Annotated in this window: 19 protein-coding genes; 4 read left to right on the plus strand and 15 right to left on the minus strand. The window is 39.6% G+C overall.

The features are described from left to right. Window positions 1-2 precede the first annotated feature (2 nt). The 3 genes from CYJ36_RS23575 to CYJ36_RS07255 form a co-directional block, all read right to left on the minus strand. Complete coding sequence (locus CYJ36_RS23575; protein WP_180850128.1) at window positions 3-179, minus strand: hypothetical protein; 177 nt, start codon at window positions 177-179, stop codon at window positions 3-5. A 238-nt stretch (window positions 180-417) separates the two neighbouring features. After that, on the minus strand, window positions 418-1,086 hold the full coding sequence (locus tag CYJ36_RS07250) for a CpsD/CapB family tyrosine-protein kinase (RefSeq protein ID WP_374702786.1): 669 nt from the start codon (window positions 1,084-1,086) through the stop codon (window positions 418-420). Beyond that, on the minus strand, window positions 1,058-1,798 hold the full coding sequence (locus tag CYJ36_RS07255; protein WP_101566281.1) for a YveK family protein: 741 nt from the start codon (window positions 1,796-1,798) through the stop codon (window positions 1,058-1,060). The genes CYJ36_RS07250 and CYJ36_RS07255 overlap by 29 nt, the downstream gene beginning before the upstream one ends. A 413-nt stretch (window positions 1,799-2,211) precedes the next feature. On the opposite strand from CYJ36_RS07255, the gene CYJ36_RS07260 reads away from it, so the two are divergent. After that, on the plus strand, window positions 2,212-2,592 hold the full coding sequence (locus CYJ36_RS07260; protein WP_101566282.1) for an XRE family transcriptional regulator: 381 nt from the start codon (window positions 2,212-2,214) through the stop codon (window positions 2,590-2,592). A 66-nt stretch (window positions 2,593-2,658) separates the two neighbouring features. On the opposite strand, the gene CYJ36_RS07265 is transcribed toward CYJ36_RS07260, so the two are convergent. From CYJ36_RS07265 to CYJ36_RS07310, 10 genes are all read right to left on the minus strand, one after another. Continuing rightward, window positions 2,659-3,054: a MaoC/PaaZ C-terminal domain-containing protein gene (locus CYJ36_RS07265; RefSeq protein WP_257962414.1), complete on the minus strand. Its 396-nt coding sequence runs from the start codon at window positions 3,052-3,054 to the stop codon at window positions 2,659-2,661. Beyond that, complete coding sequence (locus tag CYJ36_RS07270; protein ID WP_101566286.1) at window positions 3,054-3,503, minus strand: MaoC family dehydratase N-terminal domain-containing protein; 450 nt, start codon at window positions 3,501-3,503, stop codon at window positions 3,054-3,056. The genes CYJ36_RS07265 and CYJ36_RS07270 overlap by 1 nt, the downstream gene beginning before the upstream one ends. An 18-nt stretch (window positions 3,504-3,521) precedes the next feature. Beyond that, the gene (locus CYJ36_RS07275) at window positions 3,522-4,697 is read right to left on the minus strand and encodes an acyl-CoA dehydrogenase family protein (RefSeq protein WP_101566287.1); all 1,176 of its coding nucleotides are present in this window, start codon (window positions 4,695-4,697) and stop codon (window positions 3,522-3,524) included. Between the two features lie 97 nt (window positions 4,698-4,794). Then, a complete protein-coding gene (locus CYJ36_RS07280) occupies window positions 4,795-5,193 on the minus strand; it encodes an acyl-CoA thioesterase (protein WP_101566289.1) in 399 nt (132 codons plus the stop codon). A gap of 79 nt (window positions 5,194-5,272) precedes the next feature. Next, window positions 5,273-5,752, minus strand: coding sequence for a GNAT family N-acetyltransferase (locus tag CYJ36_RS07285; RefSeq protein WP_101566292.1), 480 nt, complete (start codon window positions 5,750-5,752; stop codon window positions 5,273-5,275). A 68-nt stretch (window positions 5,753-5,820) separates the two neighbouring features. Beyond that, the gene (locus CYJ36_RS07290) at window positions 5,821-8,052 is read right to left on the minus strand and encodes an AAA domain-containing protein (RefSeq protein WP_101566294.1); all 2,232 of its coding nucleotides are present in this window, start codon (window positions 8,050-8,052) and stop codon (window positions 5,821-5,823) included. Between the two features lie 98 nt (window positions 8,053-8,150). Further along, window positions 8,151-9,599 carry a CoA-acylating methylmalonate-semialdehyde dehydrogenase gene (locus tag CYJ36_RS07295; RefSeq protein ID WP_101566296.1) on the minus strand — a complete coding sequence of 483 codons (1,449 nt, stop codon included), beginning with the start codon at window positions 9,597-9,599 and terminating at the stop codon, window positions 8,151-8,153. After that, complete coding sequence (locus CYJ36_RS07300) at window positions 9,586-10,800, minus strand: iron-containing alcohol dehydrogenase (protein WP_101566298.1); 1,215 nt, start codon at window positions 10,798-10,800, stop codon at window positions 9,586-9,588. Before CYJ36_RS07300 ends, CYJ36_RS07295 begins: the two co-directional genes overlap by 14 nt. A gap of 32 nt (window positions 10,801-10,832) precedes the next feature. Further along, window positions 10,833-11,759, minus strand: coding sequence for a 3-hydroxyacyl-CoA dehydrogenase family protein (locus CYJ36_RS07305; protein WP_101566300.1), 927 nt, complete (start codon window positions 11,757-11,759; stop codon window positions 10,833-10,835). A 171-nt stretch (window positions 11,760-11,930) separates the two neighbouring features. Next, window positions 11,931-13,292 carry an aspartate kinase gene (locus tag CYJ36_RS07310; protein ID WP_101566302.1) on the minus strand — a complete coding sequence of 454 codons (1,362 nt, stop codon included), beginning with the start codon at window positions 13,290-13,292 and terminating at the stop codon, window positions 11,931-11,933. Window positions 13,293-13,515: 223 nt separating this feature from the next. On the opposite strand from CYJ36_RS07310, the gene CYJ36_RS07315 reads away from it, so the two are divergent. Beyond that, entirely contained in the window at window positions 13,516-14,742 is a 1,227-nt protein-coding gene (locus CYJ36_RS07315) for an MFS transporter (protein ID WP_101566304.1), read from the plus strand. A gap of 294 nt (window positions 14,743-15,036) precedes the next feature. Next, the gene (locus CYJ36_RS24630) at window positions 15,037-16,266 is read left to right on the plus strand and encodes a 3D domain-containing protein (RefSeq protein WP_101566307.1); all 1,230 of its coding nucleotides are present in this window, start codon (window positions 15,037-15,039) and stop codon (window positions 16,264-16,266) included. 95 nt (window positions 16,267-16,361) lie between these two features. Here CYJ36_RS24630 and CYJ36_RS07325 read toward each other — a convergent pair whose 3' ends face one another. After that, window positions 16,362-16,970, minus strand: coding sequence for a TetR/AcrR family transcriptional regulator (locus tag CYJ36_RS07325; protein WP_101566309.1), 609 nt, complete (start codon window positions 16,968-16,970; stop codon window positions 16,362-16,364). Window positions 16,971-17,254: 284 nt separating this feature from the next. On the opposite strand from CYJ36_RS07325, the gene CYJ36_RS07330 reads away from it, so the two are divergent. Further along, entirely contained in the window at window positions 17,255-18,748 is a 1,494-nt protein-coding gene (locus CYJ36_RS07330) for a peptide MFS transporter (protein WP_101566311.1), read from the plus strand. Between the two features lie 40 nt (window positions 18,749-18,788). Here CYJ36_RS07330 and CYJ36_RS07335 read toward each other — a convergent pair whose 3' ends face one another. Next, on the minus strand, window positions 18,789-19,325 hold the full coding sequence (locus CYJ36_RS07335) for a histidine phosphatase family protein (protein WP_101566313.1): 537 nt from the start codon (window positions 19,323-19,325) through the stop codon (window positions 18,789-18,791). Between the last annotated feature and the right edge of the window lie 103 nt (window positions 19,326-19,428).

Genomic DNA, 19,428 nt, shown 5'->3' on the forward strand with positions numbered 1-19,428 from the left:
GCTTACCCTCCTATATATTGTTTTTTTCGCTGGATCCCTTTTTCAAGCATTAAGGATCTTTTATAAATCGAACCATCAATGAGCTTCTTTATTTCATATAATTGTTCCAAGCTTGCATCCTGTTTTATATAGCGAACCATTTTTTTTAATGACTTCGGATAGGTATCAAACTCTTTCACCAGGTGTACACTCCTTTCTGCTATTAATTGGATATAGGTTTTAACTTTATGTTCTTCTAACGAAAAGCATAAAGTTAAAATCTATATTAATTGGGGCATTTAACCCCTCCTCACACCACACTACCGACGACTTGCGTCTAAGGTTTTTAAACCCACAGCGTGATCGAGTGCCTCCATTGATAGTGGATAGGAGACATCACCAGTTATTCTTTATCAAGAACGATTATGGTAAAATTTTTTATTTATATTCGTTTAAGACGACTCCCAGCAATGTAGCTCTGGCCATTGTTAAAATCTTATTTGCTTCAAGAGCTTCCTCTTTATCTGTTTTTCCATTATTTACGACTAAAACAACTCCATCACATTCATTTGCTAAAATTTTGGTGTCCACAACATCCAAAACTGGCGGACAATCGAACAAGACTAAATCATATTGATCAAGCAGCTTTATCATTAAGTCTTTCATTGCTTGGGATGCAATAATTTCGGAAGGATTATGCGGGATTGATCCGCTTGTTAAAATGGCCAGCCTGCCGATCTCCGTTTGGTGAATGGTTTCCTTTAGTGTTGCATTTCCAATAAGAACGTTTGTTAATCCAATGTTATTTTCAAGTTTAAAAGCATTATGTATCGCAGGCTTCCTTAAATCTCCATCGATTAGAAGAACTTTTTCCCCCTGTAAAGCAAAGGAAACGGCTAGGTTTGTGACAGTTGTAGATTTGCCCTCCCCGTATCCTGGGGATGTAACAAGAAGCGACCTGTACTTTTGGTCAATGGATGCAAATTGCAGATTTGTAAGAATCGTCCGATACTGATCAGAAATCATGCTGTTTGGGTTGAAGTAAGAAATTAAGCTTTTCTTTCTCGGCGGAACTGTATTAAATGGATTTTGAACCAATGGTTTCACTCCTTAAGGGCTGCTTCTTTTTTAAATTGCCTTTCGTTGTATTTCTCTTCGACATTTTTGAAACGGCACCCAGAATTGGAGCATCAAAGATCTCTTCTACCTCTCTCTTACTGCGGATGCTGTCATCCAATGAATCCAGCAAAAAGACAAGTCCTACTCCGATGATGATGCCGGCAATGACACCCATCATGATGTATCGTGAGTGGTTTTCATTAATCGGATAATAGTTAGGTTTTGCTTCAGCCATTATCTTCATTCCATCAATGACAATAAAATCAGGGATTTCATCCTGAAAGATTTCAGCAATTGTGTTTGCAATATCTGCTGCAAGAACAGCATTAGAGTCAATGACAGAGATATTAATAACTTGTGAGGTTCCGATCGTTTCTACATTTATTTGACCGCTTAATGCTTCACCTGAACGATTTAGTTTCAGCTTTGCAGACACTTTTTCAAGCACTGCCGGATCCTTTATGATGACATTTAATGTATTAAGTGTCTCTGCATTTGTATTTAGTGCAATACGTGTAGAAGTTGCATATAAAGGGCTTGTATACATAAAGCTGTAAAAACCTGCTGCAAAAGTTGTAAGAATGGTTATGACGGCAATCATCCAGAAACGCCTTTTGATGACTGTAAAGATCTCTTTTAAATCGATTTCCTTTTCTTTGCCGGAGATTATGGGCTCATCATGGAAATTTGGATTTTTCATAGGTTCCACCTTTCAAAACAAGAATAGTTCTTCATAAAGAACGTAAGATTCAAAAAAATGATTGGTCCGTTTCTTTTATATGTTCTTTATTCTAGTTCTTTATAAAGAACGTGTCAAGCGAATAGTTCTATATTATTATGAATTTTTTGTAAATATTCTTTCTTTCTATTTTTCTTTTCTGCTATTAATGACATTTCTCTCGGTTGAAGGAAAAGTTCATGTTATAAATGTATGCTATTTTACCCAGTTGTAAAAACTTCCAAAATTCATTGTTTTTTCGTTAAAAAGAACATTTTCCGCTCTATTTCTCTTAATATCTCGTTCTATCGTACAATTATGATATTTTATAAAGAACGATTTGTCTTTTATAATGAAAGAGCAATTTACATTATTTCTGATTAAGGAGACAAGAAATGGTTGGTGATCGATTAAGAGAGCTTCGGCAGGAAAAAGGATATTCAATAAGCGAGCTGGCTGAACTGGCGGGTGTTTCTAAATCATATTTGAGTTACATTGAACGTGATATTCAAAAAAACCCATCGATTCAGTTTTTGCAAAAAATCTCATTTACTCTCGATGTTGATCTGGAATATCTTCTAGGTACTGAGAAGAGTGTTTCTGAGGTCTCAATTGATGAGGAATGGAAAGCGTTATTAAATAAGGCCATAAAAGATGGACTAAGCAAAGAGGATTTTAAGGATTTTCAGGAGTATATGAAATTTAAAAAGTGGAAGCATGGAAAAAAGCAGATATCTGAATTTATGCTGGATGATAAGCTGCCTGATCTTAAATAACCTGTTTTCAGTTTTGATAAAGAAGGCCTCCCATCCATTGGATAAGAGGCTTATTTATTTTGATTATTAAATGATTCTAAACACAGCGGTTCCCTTCACAACCTCTGCCCCATCTTGGTTAATTGCTCTGACATGAAATGCTGCCTTTGTTTCATTTATTTCATAAACATCAGCCTGCAGCGTTATGACATCCTCTAAAAACACCATTCCCTTAAAGCGAATGGAGTAGTCTTCGATATAACCTGCATCATAATATGGAGAAAAGAGCTTTGATAAATTGCCCATCGTCCACATTCCATGAGCAATAATACCCGGCAACTCTGCTTTTTCTGCTTCATCATCTATCGTATGAATCGGGTTGTAATCGCCTGAAGCTCCTGCATATTTGATGAGATCAAGCCTTGAGACCGGCGGCAGAGTGATGTTCTCTAATTGTTGTCCTACTTTAAAGTCAGCTATCATCATACGTTCATCACCTTTCTGACTGCTTCTGTAATGATGACAGTTTGTATCATTGTAAAGATCCGTTCGCCTTCAGCGGATTCTCCCATTCTTTCAATTGTGAGCATACCCATTCTTCCTCCGCTGCCCGATCGTTCCTTGTAGTTTACAAGTCTGGCAGAGCAGAAAACAATATCACCTACAAAAAGAGGAATGTTATAGCGAAACGATTGTTCGCCATGTATAAGTCCTTTTTTAGGGAGCTCTAAGCCTTCAATTGTTCCGTAGTTTAATGTAATTGGAAATGTAGGAGGTGCAAGATTTCGTTTGTATTTCGAGTTTGCACCTGCTTCTTCGTTTATAAAAAGCGGATTGAGATCACCAATTGCATCAGCAAATTTGATGACGGCTCCTCTTTCAATTGTATTTTTCACACTAACGGAAGCGCTTCCAATTAATTGCTTGAACATGATACCTCGCCCCCTCTTTTAAATAAACTGACCAATCTTTACATTACCTTTTAAGAGATTGCGGGAGAGGATTAAGCGCTGAATTTCATCGGTTCCATCGTAAATTCTCCAAAGGCGTGCTTCGCGGTACCAGCGTTCAATCGGCAGTTCACGTGTATAGCCCATGCCTCCATGAATTTGCAGGACGCGGTCAACGACGCGATTCCCCATATTTGAGCCATATAATTTAGCCATTGAGGCTAAGTGACGGTTGTCTTCTCCTTGATCAAGCGTGAAAGCTGCATTTAATACGAGCCATTTGGCAGCTTCGATTTCGGTTGCCGAGTCAGCGATTTGCCATTGGATTGCCTGGCGATCAGCGATTGGTCTCCCAAATGTTTCACGTTCTTTTGAATAGTCAATCGCCATCTGAAGCAGACGCTCTGCCGCTCCGACAGCTGTCGCGCCTACAATCCATCTTGCAAATCCGATCCACTCAAGTCCAAGCTTGTAGCCTCCGTGCAATTCACCTAGAATATTTTCTTCCGGCACTCGGACTCCATCGAAAAATAAGCTTGCAGGACCCCATTCGCCCATTGTATGAATGTATTCAGATGTCCAGCCCATGTCGCGGTCGACGATAAAACATGTCACGCCATCACGGCCTGTTGCCCGGTGCTTTTCTTTGTCTGTAATCGCAATAACCATGACGAAATCAGCTTCGTTACCGCCAGTGATAAAGGTTTTTTCACCGTTTAATACCCATTCATTCCCATCTTTTACAGCCGTCATTTGAATATTTCTTGTATCAGAACCGGCTGCTGGTTCTGTCATTGCAAAGCATGATTTTTTGTCTCCATTGATCGTTGGGATTAAATATTTTTGTTTTTGTTCTTCATTTGCATAATAAAGAATATTGTCTGCAGATCCGCCAAAACGGAATGGGACGAAAGTTTTGGAGACTTCCATTTGCACAATCGCAAGCATCATTTGGCCAATGTCGGCACCCCCGTATTCTTCTGGTGTATTGATGCCCCAGAAGCCGGACTGCTTCGCTTTTTGCTGAAGCTCCACCATTTTTTCTTTTGACAGACTTGGTTTTCCTTCTAATTCATTTCTTAGAACGGTATTTTCGAGCGGCATTAATTCATTTTCAACAAATTTCCGAATTGTTTTTTGAACCATTCTTTGCTCGTCAGTTAAACGTAAGTGCATAACCTTCAATCCTTTCCATTATAAAAATACTAACCAGTTGGTATGTTACTAGTGTATTTTGAAATTTCAGAAAAAACAAGCTTTAAATTTAATCTTTTCATTCGTTTCTATATAGATGGGTTTCTAATTGCTGCCTTATAGGATCAGGTATAGGCTCCGATTTTTTCAGTGGAACATTGTAATGAACGTAAATGACCGTGCCTTTTGCACATAATTGCCCATTCTGATGCATTTCTTCATAGAGTTCTAAACTGGAGTTTCCGATTCTTTTAACCCAAGAATATACATCTACCTGTTTTCCGTAATAAATTTGGCTGACAAAATCGACATTCATATTCAGGATGATCATTTTCCAGTTATGAAAAGACAGGTCTGGATTAAATAAGGAAAAAAGCTGATTGCGCCCTGCTTCAAACCAGACCGGAATGGTTGTATTGTTTATGTGGCCGACTCCATCCGTTTCAGAGACTCTTGGTTCAATTACTGTATGGAACATGAGATGACACTCCTTATCTATAAATAAATGCTAAATCTTCTTGCCAGAAGTGTTGATTGTTTAATAACCATTTAGTTTTTTATATTGCTGGATTCTGAAACTCTTGAACTCTATTGCCATTTTCCTCACGTTCAATAAAATGGCCAGCTGTAAATTCTCGGATAACTTTCTTCCAAAAAACCTGTGCCGATATGTTCTTTTCAATTTGCAAGACTTCCCACTTTCCTTTGTGCAAACGAAAAATGTCTTGAGCTATGTTTTTTCCAAGTCCAGATCGGCGGAATTTTTTCATAATAAAAAATTCCGCTATTGAAAAATAATCCCCTGGAGCATCATATCTTACCAGCACAAAACCTGCATATTCTCCATTGACCTTAACCAAATAAGGAAATCTCCCTTCTTCGGTCCAATAGTTTTCGAAATATGGATAGTCATTGAATCTGCCTTGTTCGTTTACTTTTGCGGAGTTAAACTCTGTGAAATCGTAAAAGTAATATTGCAGTAAATTTTCCACGATTATTTTTTCAGAAACATCAGCGAGCTTTACATTGTAGTCCATTGATAGTTCACCCTTTGAATACGTCTATAAAAGGTAATAATTCGTGAAAAAATCCAATGTTCCTCTTTTCACGAAAGGGGGATCTGACTTATAAAATGCTTCACCGTATTTTTAGATTCAAGTCTTGCTGACACAAAAGGAGGCTTAACTCGGTTTGCTCCTTCAAAGGGCTGACCGAGCCATAAAAGATGATCATCGATTATGACAAATGGAAACGAAAGATTTTCCTGTATCCACTGACATCTGAATTCATTTTGCGGGTCGTTTTCAGAAATAATGTGAAGTCTGATAGAACGCTTTACATTTGCAAGTTCTTCCAGCCATTTATTTGAGAAGTTCATAGACTTAGGCAATGAAATGATAACCGATTGTTTAGCAGATTGAATGTCAGCAAAGAGCTGATCATCTTTTAAAGCATGAATCCACCTTAGCTTTTGATGCTGATGTTTAACCCATGTGCCGATTTGCTGATGAGGAATGCTTTGATGATTTTCCTCCTGATGGTCCACAAGCTGCCTTAGCGGTTTGCTGCGATACACTTTTTCACGGATAAAAGCCGCATCACTGACATGGATGAACTTGCCTTTCGTTCTCGTAATCGCAACATTGATGAGTCTCGCGCTGTCTTTGCCGGTTGTCAGCATCCCTGCTCGGTTCTCAGGAAAACTATCAACTGTATCAAAAATCATTACATCCCGCTCGCTGCCTTGGAATTTGTGAACCGTTGCCGCAAGAATGTCAGCATTTTGAAGTTCTTCTTGATATAAGTCTCCTAACAGCTGCTGCATGAGAACAGCCTGTGCCCGGTATGGGGTTACATATCCAATTGAACGTGTTCCTGAAAGATAGGTTTCATGAATGCTTTGAAAAGACAGGAGCAGCTGCCAAAGGTTGAATTTTGAATGTGATGTCTTTTCTTTCATACAATGTTCACCCGTATGGCTCGTATCAAGCAGGATTGAAGCACGGTTAGGGAAAGGCGCTTCTGAAACAATCTTATTTCGGCTTTTCTTTACACTTTCATGATCTCCTACCTTTTTTTGATAGATATATTGATTGGTAAAGGCTGATATATCAGGATGCATTCTTCGCTGTTCTTTTAATAAAAGCATGTGCGGGTGCAAGTGTTTCGTAAAATCAGCCACTCCTGACCGAATAAAAATATCTTCTTTTAACCACTTTTCTACTAAGGAATGGCGAGAAGAGGCAATTGGAGGCAGCTGTTTAAAATCACCGCATACGATCACGCGCTTTGCAAGAGATGCAGCGAATGCCGCCTGGGGAACGTATGCCATGCTCGTCTCATCTACAATCACCACATCATATTCATCTTCATAGATAGCTGGATCACTGGCTGCCTTTGCTAGCGTTGCACCGATTACAAATGCTTCTTTTACAAACTCAGATTCCTGCTTGCGGATTTTCTCAAGCACTCGGCTTATTTTCGTTTCCAGATCAAGCAGCTGATTTGAATCCCTCTTGCTGAACGAATCTGATAAATCCTTTTTTAAATGCTTTCTTTCTTCAAGAAGCTGTTGTTTGTTCGCAGATAAAGCAGGATCTTTTTGAATCAGCAGGTCACTTGTTGTAATCGGAACAGGGAAACTGGTTTCCCCGCTCCCAGACCCGTAGCGAAGGAGTTCCCCTTCTTTAAATCTTTCCTTTTTTTGAATAAAAGCAGAGATTTCCTTCATTAACACATCAACTGCGCTATTACTGTGGGATAGAATGAGTACTCGTTTTCCTTTGAAATAATGATTTGCAGCTGTTCTTGCCAGTGTATAAGTTTTCCCTGTACCAGGAGGTCCCCAAACGAATGTGACAGTATTGTATTTTGACCTTAGCAGCAATTCATGGACATTGCTTTTAACCTTGTCTGCCGGATGTTTCGCAGGCATTGAAGGATCCATCAATCTTTTAATTCTGGAGCGCTTTTTCTTGCTTTTCTTTATTTCATCTAAACGTGCAATTAATTCTTCAAGCAGTTCCCACGGATCATGGAAAAGAAAAGCTTCATGGATTAAATCGCCGAACGTTCTTTCAAATGAAAGAATAATGCTTTTTCCCTCAGAGGACAAAACTCGTCCATCATGCTTGACACCGTCCCATTCTAATTTAATTGCAGATCCTATTGGAATTTTAATTGAGCCGTTTGTTTCAAAATAATAAGTAAAAGCATCATTACTTGATAATAGGTGACCATTTGTAACCCGATATTTTGTACTGCCATATTTTTTTAAATAGCCGATCTCCATTTGGAGAGCCTGCTGCCATTCTTTTAAATACGTGCTTGTTGTCATCTTGCCACTTCCCCGTTCATTTAAAAGAGGCAAGCTCCTGTTTCTGAGCTTGCCTGCCTGAACTATTTAGTATACATGATACACCTTATACAGTCATGTTAATTAAACCAGCGCTGTGTAACCACTTTTTTCCTTGTGTAAAACTCAACGCCATCTTTCCCGTTTGCATGCAGGTCACCATAAAATGAATTTTTCCAGCCTGAAAAAGGGAAAAAGGCCATAGGTGCGGGCACATTTACATTTACTCCGAGCATCCCCGCTTCGATTTTTTCACGAAATTCCCGAACTGCTTTGCCGCTTGACGTATAAAGAACGGCTCCATTAGCAAAGTCGGATTCATTTGTCAGTTCGATTGCTTCTTGCAGACTTTTCACTCGGACAACACTCAGAACGGGAGCAAAAATTTCATCCTTCCAAATGGTCATTTCTTTCGTGACATTATCAAAAATGGTTGCTCCGATAAAATAGCCTTTCTCATGTTTCTTTGAATCGATTCTTCCATCTTTCACTAGTTTTGCTTTTTCCTTTTCTCCCAGTTCAATATAGTTTAAGACCTTATCAAGATGTGAGCTTCGAATGACAGGACCAAGGAAAACATCATCATCTAGACCATTTCCCATGGCCAGCTGATTGGCTGATTGTACGAGTTTATCTACGAATTCGTCTGCAATTCCATCGACAACTGCCACTACTGAGCATGCCATGCATCTTTCGCCGGCACTTCCAAAAGCTGCACCAATAATCCCTGTGACCGCTTTTTCAATGTCACAGTCAGACAATACAATCGAATGATTTTTTGCGCCAGCAAGTGCTTGAACACGTTTCCCATGCGAGGCAGCTGTTTTATAAACATATTCTGCTACAGGCTGTGAGCCTACAAATGATATAGCTTTAATGCCTTTATGCTCCAGTATGCCATTTACAACATCATGCGCTCCATTGACGATATTTAACACACCAGCAGGCAGTCCTGCTTCTGAAAAGAGCTCTGCCAGTCTGGATGCTAAAATCGGTGTTCGTTCTGAAGGCTTCAGCACAAATGTATTTCCGCACGCTATGGCCAGAGGAAACATCCAGCATGGGACCATCATCGGAAAATTAAAGGGAGTAATTCCGCCTACAACTCCAACAGGGTAACGATACATTGCAGACTCAATATCTGTTGCGATGTCAGGCAAAACAGACCCCATCATTAAAGTCGGAGCTCCTGCTGCAAATTCTACACATTCAATTCCTCTTTGCACCTCGCCGCGTGCTTCCTCTAAGCTTTTCCCATTTTCAGAGGTAATTAATTCTGCAAGCTCTTCTGCGTGTTTGATCAGCAGCTGCTGATAGCTGAAAAGAACTCTAGCCCGTTTTGGAACGGGAGTTTTGCTCCATGATTCAAATGCTTCTTTTGCGGATTTTACTGCGAGATCTACATCTTCTTTACCAGAAATGGCGACACTCGCTAGAATATCTCCTGTTGCAGGATTTGGAACTTCATCAAATTTCCCTGTACGAGAAGCAACCCATTCACCGTTCCTATAATTTTCAATTGTTTTCATATTTTTCCCCTCCTGCAGCTAGTTTTGTAGAATGAAAGGAATACGTATAAGATTGTTTATAAAGCTCCGTTATTTCTTCCAATGTCGGTACCTTTGGATTATTGCCCGGACTTCCGCTTGCGATTGCGTCATAGGCCATTTTAGGGATTGCCTTTTCAAATGCCTGCTGGTGAATTCCCCAGCCTTTAAGGTTTGGAATATTTAATTCCTGACAAAGGGCTTTAATTTCATCGATGGCGTGCTGTGCAGCTTCTTTGTCTGACATTTTATCTTCTGAAAAAATTCTGCCGACATCAGCCAGTCTTTCAATGCAATGATCCATGCTGAACTCAAGTACTGCCGGCAGCAGCATTGCATTCGATATGCCGTGCGGTACGTGAAACAGCGCGCCGATTGGGCGGGACATGCCATGTACGAGACAAACAGAAGCATTTGAAAACGCCATTCCGCCCTGAAGAGAACCTAAAGACATCGCCTCTCTTGACTGCATATGATGACCATCTTCATAAACATTCCGCATATGAGGCAGAATGTTTTTTATGGCAGATAACGCAAGCATATCCGTCATTGGGTGTGCTTTTCTCGATATGTATGCCTCAAGTGCATGACTCAGTGCATCAATTCCTGTTGCTGCAGTGATTTGTTTAGGAGATGAGATCGTTAAAATCGGATCAATAATTGCACATGCTGGCATAAATGCAGGCTGCTTAATCATCATTTTTACATCATTATTTGTGTTTGTAATGATGGTAACATCTGTTGCTTCAGACCCCGTTCCTGCAGTTGTCGGGATAGCGATGAGCGGAATTGGAGCTTGATCTGCGATCTTTTTTCCTCCCATATAGTCTCCTATATATCCGCCATTCGCAGCAAGTACGGCGACGGCTTTGGCCGTATCAATGCAGCTGCCGCCTCCGAGAGCCATAATCACATCACAATTATCCTTCTCGAATTGTTCCAGTGCCTCATGAACAAAGAGGTCGGTCGGTTCTGAAACAACACCTAAGTATACGCTGCTCTCCCCGCCGCACTCGTGAATAAGTTTTTCTGCCTCTTTCACATAACCAAGATCCTTCATTATTGTGTCACTGATAATAAGTACTTTTTTGCCATATTGGGTGGATTCTAGTCCCGCTTTTTGAAAAGAATTTCTTCCGTATATAATGGTTTTTGGAGTTCTTAAAACTGAAAAAGTGTTCAATCTTTCCCCTCCTTGTAATTAAACGCTTACATTTATAAACTCATTTTAAGCAAATGGATCAGCTGTTTATCTCGTTTGAAAGCTGTCATGTTTTTACTATCGCTATATTCATAGATGCCTTTCCCTGTTTTAGCTCCAAGATTGCCTTGCTTTACACTTTCTACAATAAAGTCAGGCGGTGCTGTTCTGGCATCAAGCTCCGGGAAAAGATGAGCGGTAACTTTTTCCCATATATCAAGTCCTCCTAAATCTGCGATGCGCAGCGGTCCATTTAAGGCCCATCTCATTCCAGGCCCTTCAGTCATGACTCTATCAATGTCATCTGCGTTTGCAATTCCTTCCTCAAGCAGATAAAAAGCTTCCCTGATGACAGCAGCCTGCAGGCGATTTGCAATAAAACCGGGAATATCTTTATTCAGTACAACAACTTCTTTTCCGGCAGCGTTTAATAGAATAAAAACCTCTTCAAGTACCCATGGAAGTGTTTGCTCTGTTTTAACAATTTCAACAAGCTTAACTAAATGTGCAGGGTTAAAAAAATGGGTAATGAGCATACGCTCAGCAAACGAACATTGGGCAACAAGCTTTGTGATTGGAAACGTTGAAGTATTTGAAGCTATGATGGCTGTTGGTTTTATTAATCGTTCAAGAGTTTTAAATAATTGCAGCTTATAGTCCAGAACTTCCGGAATTGCTTCAATAACAAGATCGGCATCTTGAACTGCTTCTTCGAGATCTGCAGTAAAAGAAAGATTATTAAGTGTTTCCTGTATCTCCTTGTCACTAATATAAGATTCATTTTTCATCACATCTAAATTCTTGACGATCATCCGCTCTGCTTTTATAACAAGCTCTTCTTTCAAATCAAAAACCGCAACGGCACATTGAGCACTTGCAAACACTTGAGCAATGCCATGTCCCATTGTTCCAGATCCAATAACAGCCACCTTCTTTATCAATCTCCTGCTCACTCCTTATTTCTGAATTATCGGTATATTCTCTTATTATATCTTAATTAGGATAAGAGTGTAGGTATAAGTCTCCTCATATTTGCTGCTAATGTTGATCGGTATTAAAAAAGAATAAAATAAAGCACTGCTAATCAACATTAGCAGTGCTCCCTCTCACTATTAAGCATATACCCCAACAAAAAATTCTGCATACAGTGCCTGAACGGCTTTTTTCTCCTGCGCTTCCTTCACACCAAACATCATGCTTACTTCAGAGGAGCCTTGATTGATCATCTCAATATTGACTCCAGCATCAGCCAGTGCCTTTGAAGCCCTGGCAGCCGTTCCGATGTTGTGACGCATCCCTTCTCCCACCATCATAATGAGAGATAAATTATGTTCAACCTTCACTTCATCAGGATGAAGACCGGAATAAATGCGTTCCAAAATCTTTTTTTCAGTTTCTGCATCCATTTGTTTTTGCCTTAAAATAATGCTGAGATCATCAATTCCAGACGGGCTATGTTCATAGGTTAAACCAAACTCCTCTATAATAGACAGCAGTTTTCGGCCAAATCCCACTTCTTTGTTCATTAAATATTTATTCACGTAAATGCTGCAAAAATCATCATCGCTTGCAATCCCAATAACCGGCCCGTTTGTATGTTTTCGTTCGTTCACAATTCTTGTTCCATCTGCTTGCGGATTGTTTGTATTTTTAATATGAACTGGTATTCCTGCTTTAAAGGCCGGAATTAATGCTTCATCATGAAACACAGAAAATCCGGCATAAGATAATTCCCGCATTTCTTTATAGGTCAGCTCACGGATTTCTTTTGGATTTGGCACAACGTTTGGGTTAACCGAAAAGACTGCATCAACGTCAGTAAAATTTTCGTACAGGCCTGCGCCAGTGCCATTCGCTAAAATAGAACCTGTAATGTCCGACCCGCTTCGGGAAAATGTAACAACTTCGCCATCTTCGTTATACCCAAAGAAACCGGGAAAGATTAAAATACCAGGGAGATTCTTTAAAGATTGAAGGTTTTTATAAGACTTTTCCAGCACTTGAGCTGTTCCGCCAATCTCTTTTACAATCAAACCGGCGTCTTTCGGATTTATATAGGAAGCTTCATTTCCTTTGCTTTTAAAGTACGCCGCAATCAGTTTTGCGTTGTTATCTTCTCCGCTTGCTTTAATGGCATCTATGTATCTGGCTGGATTTGATTGATTTCCATTTAGAAGCTGCTGAAGGTTCTTTTCGATATTGAAAACGATTTCATGCCCTAATTTCAATTCCTCTGCAAGTTGAGCGTACCTGGCAATAACAGCAGCTGTATATTCTGGTGCATCTTGTCCCTGCAGACACTTTTCTCCTATTTCAATAAGTAAATCTGTCACCTTGCGATCTTCCGCAAATCGTTTTCCAGGTGCAGAGACGACAACAATTTTCCGTTCAGGATCGGAGACGACTATATCAAACACTTTTTCGACCTGTTCTCCGGAAGCTAAAGAACTTCCGCCAAACTTCACAACTTTCATGCGAACATCCCCTAATATTTTTAAATTTTTAGGTAAATTTTAAAATCTATTTTACTCCTTTTATGGGAACAATCAAGGATTTCTTTAACAATTTTACAGAGAGTTTTTATCATGCCCTGTTTCTGCCTTTTTTCACTTGAATTTTTCCAATTCGTTGATAATATTATGACTAGTAGATAATCTTCGTATTCCGAAATATTAGACCCGAGAAAGGACGTAGCAAATGAGCCAGGCAGCTTCTTTAAAAAAACCGATTCAAAATCCATCACCTACCGTATATAACATTCTTTTTATTATTGGTTTATGCCATTTATTGAATGATTCGATCCAATCGGTTATTCCGGCTATGTTTCCAATTTTGGAAAAATCGATGGGATTAACGTTTACACAGCTCGGCCTTATCGCTTTTACGCTAAACATGGTTTCCTCAGTCATGCAGCCTGTTGTTGGCTGGTATACAGACAAAAAACCAATGCCCTATGCCTTGCCTATTGGGCTGATGAGCAGCTTGTTCGGAATATTAGGGCTCGCTTTTGCATCCTCCTTTTCAACCATTTTATTAAGTGTCTTTTTTATCGGACTTGGTTCTGCCGTATTTCATCCTGAAGGGTCCCGTGTTGCCTATATGGCAGCTGGTGAAAGAAGAGGCCTTGCTCAATCAATCTATCAGGTGGGCGGTAATACAGGTTCTTCTGCGGCGCCGCTCATTACAGCACTCATCCTCGTTCCATTTGGTCAGTTTGGAGCCATCTGGTTTACGATTGCAGCTGCACTCGCGGTGATTTTCCTTTTTTACATCGCTAACTGGTATACATATAAACTCGCAGCCATCAGAAAAGAAGAAAAGAAAAATGGATCAAAGAAAAAAGAAGTCAAACTGACTAGAGCGATTGTTTCTGCACTTATTGTCATTGTCTTTCTCGTTTTCGCCAGATCATGGTATGGCAGCGCGATTTCAAACTTCTATACGTTCTATGTAATTGAAAAATATGATGTGAGCATCGCCCAGTCACAAGTGTATATCTTTATCTTCCTTGTCATGGGAGCACTTGGGACTTTTGCTGGCGGTCCGCTTGCCGATCGATTTGGAAAACGTACGATTATCCTTGGTTCCTTGCTTGCTACAGCTCCATTTGCACTCATCCTGCCTTTTGCTGGTCCAATCGCGGCATATGGGCTTATCGCGGTCATTGGATTTATCTTAAGCTCCAGTTTTTCTGTTACAGTCGTTTATGCACAGGAACTTATCCCTGGAAAAATCGGAACGATGTCTGGACTGACAGTTGGCCTCGCTTTTGGAATGGGTGCCATTGGATCGGTTGCTTTAGGCTCATTAATCGATTCCTTCGGGTTAACTTCCGTTATGATCGGCATTTCCGTTCTTCCTGTTTTAGGTATGCTTGCATTCCTCCTTCCGGGCGATCAAACGTTAAGAGAATGGCATCAATAACCGACAGCCTATGACTTTTAGCCAGAGGTTTTTTCATCATTTTAATATGATGAAAATAATATTATTAAGTGTGATGAACTAATTCAGGGTATCTACGTCTAGCTCCTACACCTAGCTCGCTGTGAAAAAGACAATTGCCCAGAGAAGGCAAAAAGCGACTTCCCTGGTCAATTCCAGCTGACCAAGGCGCCTCGCTTTTGGATATTTTGTCGCATTTTGAACTATTTAACAGATTTGTAATCTAAAAGCACCCCTTTTTGTGGTATAACTGAAATACAAGAAAGGGGTTGTTTTATGAGAGTTTCAATGCGTATGATTGCCGCGCTTTCTGTTGGTTTCGCTACTCTATCAAGCTATAATACTGTTTTAGCGCAAACGAACCAAGATACTTTACATCATGCAGAAAAGCAGCTGAATGAACATCAGGAAGTGCTCCAGCAAAAAGAAAAAGAGAAACAATCTGTACATACAGCTGTTCAAAAAATGCAAAGCGAACTGCAGGTAATGGAATCTCTTGTTGCAAAGAATGAAAAAGAATATGCAGATATTCAGAAAGATATCGACAAGACGAATCAGATTATCGAAGAAAAGAAAATGGAAATTGTTGAATTGCAGGATAAGGTATTCAGCCGCGGGGAAATCATGCATGCAAGACTTGTTGCCCTTCAGGAAAATGATCATGCTGACATTGTTATTCATACGTTAGTTAATGCGGAAAGTTTTTCTAACTTTTTTGAAAGACTTGGAGCAGTTGCCACTTTGCTCAATGCGGACAATGACATTTTAGAGCAGCAGCAGGCTGATTTAAAAAAAATTGAAGAAGATAAAAAAGAAATTGATAAGCAAGAAACCCTATTGGTGCAGCAGCAGCAAACTCTTGCTGCGAGCGGAGCTAAGCTCGAGGAAGCGTTATTGAACCGACAGAACAAGATGGCCGCACTGCAGACGGAATATCAAAAAGTCTCTGCTGAAGTAACACTTGCCCAGCAGGAAAAATCAGCTCTACAAGCCCAAATGAAAGCGATTGAAGACAGCATAAAAAAAGAGCAGGAAGCTGCTAAAGCTAGAGCTGCAAGCATAGCAGCCGCTAAAAAGAAAGAACAGGAAGCAATGCTTGCTGAAGCAAAAGCAAGAGAAGAAGCAGCCAAGATTGCAGCTGCTAAAAAGCAGGAAGCTGCGGTAAAACCAGTTTCTAACAAACCTGTACAAGAAAAACCTGCTGAAGAAAGCAACGAAGGAAATATCTTTTATGTAAGCGCAACAGCTTATAGTCACGAAGACACAGCCAGTGATTTTACTGCGACAGGCATCAACATAAAAGAAAACCCGAATATCAAGCTGATTGCAGTTGATCCAAAAATCATTCCTTTAGGGAAGAAGGTTTGGGTTGAAGGATATGGTGTTGCAATAGCCGGTGACACTGGCGGGGCCATTATTAATCACAAGATTGATGTTCTGATGCCAAACAGTGCAGAAGCAAGAAAATGGGGCCGTAAAACGGTAAAGATTGAAATACTGGATTAATAGAAAAAGAGAACTTATCTGGTTCTCTTTTTTTGTCTTTCTATCTATCTATCAAATCTGAAGTATTAGTACAAACAATAATTTCAATATAAAGATTATTTCATTAAAACAGGACTTTCTTTAAATATATCTTTCATAAAAGACGAAAATTGACTTGTCTGGAAAGAAAAGTCGTCATCGCTATGTACTCTTCTCATTCGAAACCCTGATGACATCAGGACGAAGAGCTCAGAGGTCTGATCGGCATCAATTTGATCACTGATGACACCGTTTTTCTGCCCTGAACGTATCCAAAGCTTAGAAAACTCGTACATCCATTCATCAAATTCACGAAGTGCATTCATTGCTTCAGGCTGATCCTTCCTTCCTATAAAATACATCAGGATTTGGTTTGCAATGTTCGTTGGATGATGAAGCGCCTCAAAACTCTCCGATAGAACGTTAATTGGATCCTCCATCTTTTGTTTGTTTCTGCCCATCCTCTCAAAAAATCGGTCATTTGTTTCATGAATTCTGGTTTCAAGGACTTTTGCGAGAAGTTCGTCTTTGCTTTTTATATAGTGATAGATTGCCCCTTTCGACAGTCCTGTTCGCTTCATGATCTGAGCAAGTGTCGTTTTGGCACAACCGATTTCTACTATTAGAGCTGAAGTTGCTTCCAGCAGGATTTTTTCAGAACGGACTCTTTTTTCGAATTGTTTCATCTTTTTATGCCTCCTTTCTACATTGTAGAAAACAGACCAATGGTTTGTAAAGGAGAATCATGTCCGAAATTGAAGTTTATTGACTTTGAACTCTCCTGATTTCGAGCTTTTCTTATAAAAAAAATGAAAAGCAGCTGATGTATAAATATTTTTTTGGTGTATTTGTTATTTTTGTTAAATTATATTAAAAAAACATATAGAATAGCATTTTCTCTCATTTTTTTTGACAATTCAATTTTAATAGTAGTATTATTATACATGGTAAAAAGGAGGCTTCTTGCATCATGTCAATGATTGACAAAGATAAAATTGTTCAAAGTGTACCGCAAAAAGGTTTTTTCGGTCATCCTAAAGGACTATTCACCCTGTTCTTCACAGAATTCTGGGAACGTTTTTCTTATTATGGGATGAGAGCTATTCTACTGTATTATATGTATTATTCCATGAAAGATGGCGGACTTGGTCTTGATCAGACTACTGCTCTTTCCATTATGTCGATCTATGGTTCCCTCGTTTATATGTCCGGAATCATCGGAGGCTGGATTTCTGACAGATTGCTCGGGAATTCGCGCACCGTTTTTTATGGTGGAGTTCTCATTATGCTTGGTCATATCATACTTGCTTTCCCAGGAAGTATTTCAGCGTTCTTCGTGTCGATGTTCTTCATCGTAATCGGTACAGGATTGCTTAAACCAAATATTTCAAATATCGTTGGTGATCTTTACAGTAAAGATGATAACCGCCGCGACTCTGGATTCAGTATTTTCTACATGGGGATCAACTTGGGCGGACTGCTTGCACCGCTAATTGTAGGTACAATTGGCCAAAAGTACAATTTCCATCTTGGTTTTGGTGTAGCTGCTGTAGGTATGTTCTTAGGATTAGTCGTCTTCTTGCTGACGAAAAAGAAAAACCTTGGATTGGCAGGTACTGCCGTTCCGAATCCCCTGACTCCTGCTGAGAGAAAGAAAGTTTTCGGAAGATTAGCTATTGGACTTGCCGTCATTGTTATCTTAGGCGCAATTTCAATTACTACCGGCTATCTGACAATCTCTAAATTCACATTCATAATTAGTATCTTAGGTATTCTAATCCCGACGGTATACTTCATTGTGATGTACAACAGCCCTAAGTCAACAGATGTTGAACGTTCTCGTTTAATCGCTTATATTCCGTTGTTCATTGCGGCAATGGTGTTCTGGGCGATTCAGGAACAGGGTGCTACTATTCTTGGAGCTTATGCTGATACTCGTACTGATTTAACATTTGGCGGTTTCGAAATTCCATCATCATTTTTTCAATCGTTAAATCCATTATTTGTTGTCTTCCTGGCGCCAGTGTTTGCTTGGCTTTGGGTAAAGCTTGGCAACCGTCAGCCATCTACATCGAAAAAATTTGCGTTTGGATTGTTTTTTGCCGGTTTATCATTCTTGATTATGATTATTCCTGCATACGTGAACGGTACAGATACACTGACTAACCCATTATGGCTCGTACTTAGCTTCTTCCTGGTAGTGCTTGGAGAGCTTTGCCTATCACCAGTTGGGCTATCTACAACGACAAAGCTTGCTCCTGCTGCATTCTCAGCACAGACAATGAGTCTTTGGTTCCTGACAAGTGCATCTGCTCAAGCTATTAACGCACAAATTGTTAAATTTTATAAGCCTGAAACTGAAATGATCTATTTTGGTGTCATTGGCGGTATTGCCGTTCTTTTAGGAGTTCTCATGTTAATTCTTTCTCCTAAAATTCAAAGTTACATGAAAGGTGTTCGTTAAGGCACCTAAATAAAGCCTGTCCCACTTATCGGGACAGGCTTTATTTCTTTTCAAACACATACATCTTTCCGTTTATTGGACTCAGAATGCCAGGACCTTTAAATCCTCTTTTCAAAAGGACTCTTTTTATGAAAAGAATGAATCCCCCATGGCTTACAATGAGAATATTCCTGTTTTGTTTCGATAAAATCACATCAATAATGGCTTCAGCTCTTTTATTGGCATTTATTTTGCTCTCAAGCTGTGATTTATGATTAAAAAGCCATGCTATTCTGACCGTAACCATCCATAGAAAATAAGGAAGTCTTATTTTCTCATGAAACAGGGAATAAGCTGGAATTTCTCTTAATTCTTCAGCTGTAATTATTTCTCCTTTATATATAGATTGCGCTGTTTTTTCAGCTCTAAATAAGTCACTGCTATAGCATATATCCCATTCAGAACAGGGTTCTGTTATTCCTATTTCAATATCTGACGTGTCATAATCACTAAACCATTGGTCCAGTTCAGTTGGTGTCATCCATTTACGCGGCGGTTTGTTTTTCACTTTAAAATGGCGGATCAATCCTATTTTCATGTTCGGCTTCCCTCTTCTCTATTCACTTAAAAATTCTGCATATTCTCTAAAAACCCTTCTATAAGAAAAACCCGGCATAGAAAAAAGGGTGAAATCAGTTAAT

The sequence above is a fragment of the Bacillus sp. UMB0893 genome, from assembly GCF_002858905.1.
Lineage (GTDB): Bacteria > Bacillota > Bacilli > Bacillales > Bacillaceae > Bacillus_P.

Bases quoted from the DNA above. Each gene is read 5' to 3' on its own strand.
- CYJ36_RS07255 (WP_101566281.1), bottom strand. From the start codon at position 1,798: ATGAAAAATCCAAATTTCCATGATGAGCCCATAATCTCCGGCAAAGAA.
- CYJ36_RS07260 (WP_101566282.1), top strand. From the start codon at position 2,212: ATGGTTGGTGATCGATTAAGAGAGCTTCGGCAGGAAAAAGGATATTCA.
- CYJ36_RS07265 (WP_257962414.1), bottom strand. From the start codon at position 3,054: ATGATAGCTGACTTTAAAGTAGGACAACAATTAGAGAACATCACTCTG.
- CYJ36_RS07270 (WP_101566286.1), bottom strand. From the start codon at position 3,503: ATGTTCAAGCAATTAATTGGAAGCGCTTCCGTTAGTGTGAAAAATACA.
- CYJ36_RS07275 (WP_101566287.1), bottom strand. From the start codon at position 4,697: ATGCACTTACGTTTAACTGACGAGCAAAGAATGGTTCAAAAAACAATT.
- CYJ36_RS07280 (WP_101566289.1), bottom strand. From the start codon at position 5,193: ATGTTCCATACAGTAATTGAACCAAGAGTCTCTGAAACGGATGGAGTC.
- CYJ36_RS07285 (WP_101566292.1), bottom strand. From the start codon at position 5,752: ATGGACTACAATGTAAAGCTCGCTGATGTTTCTGAAAAAATAATCGTG.
- CYJ36_RS07290 (WP_101566294.1), bottom strand. From the start codon at position 8,052: ATGACAACAAGCACGTATTTAAAAGAATGGCAGCAGGCTCTCCAAATG.
- CYJ36_RS07295 (WP_101566296.1), bottom strand. From the start codon at position 9,599: ATGAAAACAATTGAAAATTATAGGAACGGTGAATGGGTTGCTTCTCGT.
- CYJ36_RS07310 (WP_101566302.1), bottom strand. From the start codon at position 13,292: ATGAAAGTTGTGAAGTTTGGCGGAAGTTCTTTAGCTTCCGGAGAACAG.
- CYJ36_RS07315 (WP_101566304.1), top strand. From the start codon at position 13,516: ATGAGCCAGGCAGCTTCTTTAAAAAAACCGATTCAAAATCCATCACCT.
- CYJ36_RS24630 (WP_101566307.1), top strand. From the start codon at position 15,037: ATGAGAGTTTCAATGCGTATGATTGCCGCGCTTTCTGTTGGTTTCGCT.
- CYJ36_RS07325 (WP_101566309.1), bottom strand. From the start codon at position 16,970: ATGAAACAATTCGAAAAAAGAGTCCGTTCTGAAAAAATCCTGCTGGAA.
- CYJ36_RS07330 (WP_101566311.1), top strand. From the start codon at position 17,255: ATGTCAATGATTGACAAAGATAAAATTGTTCAAAGTGTACCGCAAAAA.
- CYJ36_RS07335 (WP_101566313.1), bottom strand. From the start codon at position 19,325: ATGAAAATAGGATTGATCCGCCATTTTAAAGTGAAAAACAAACCGCCG.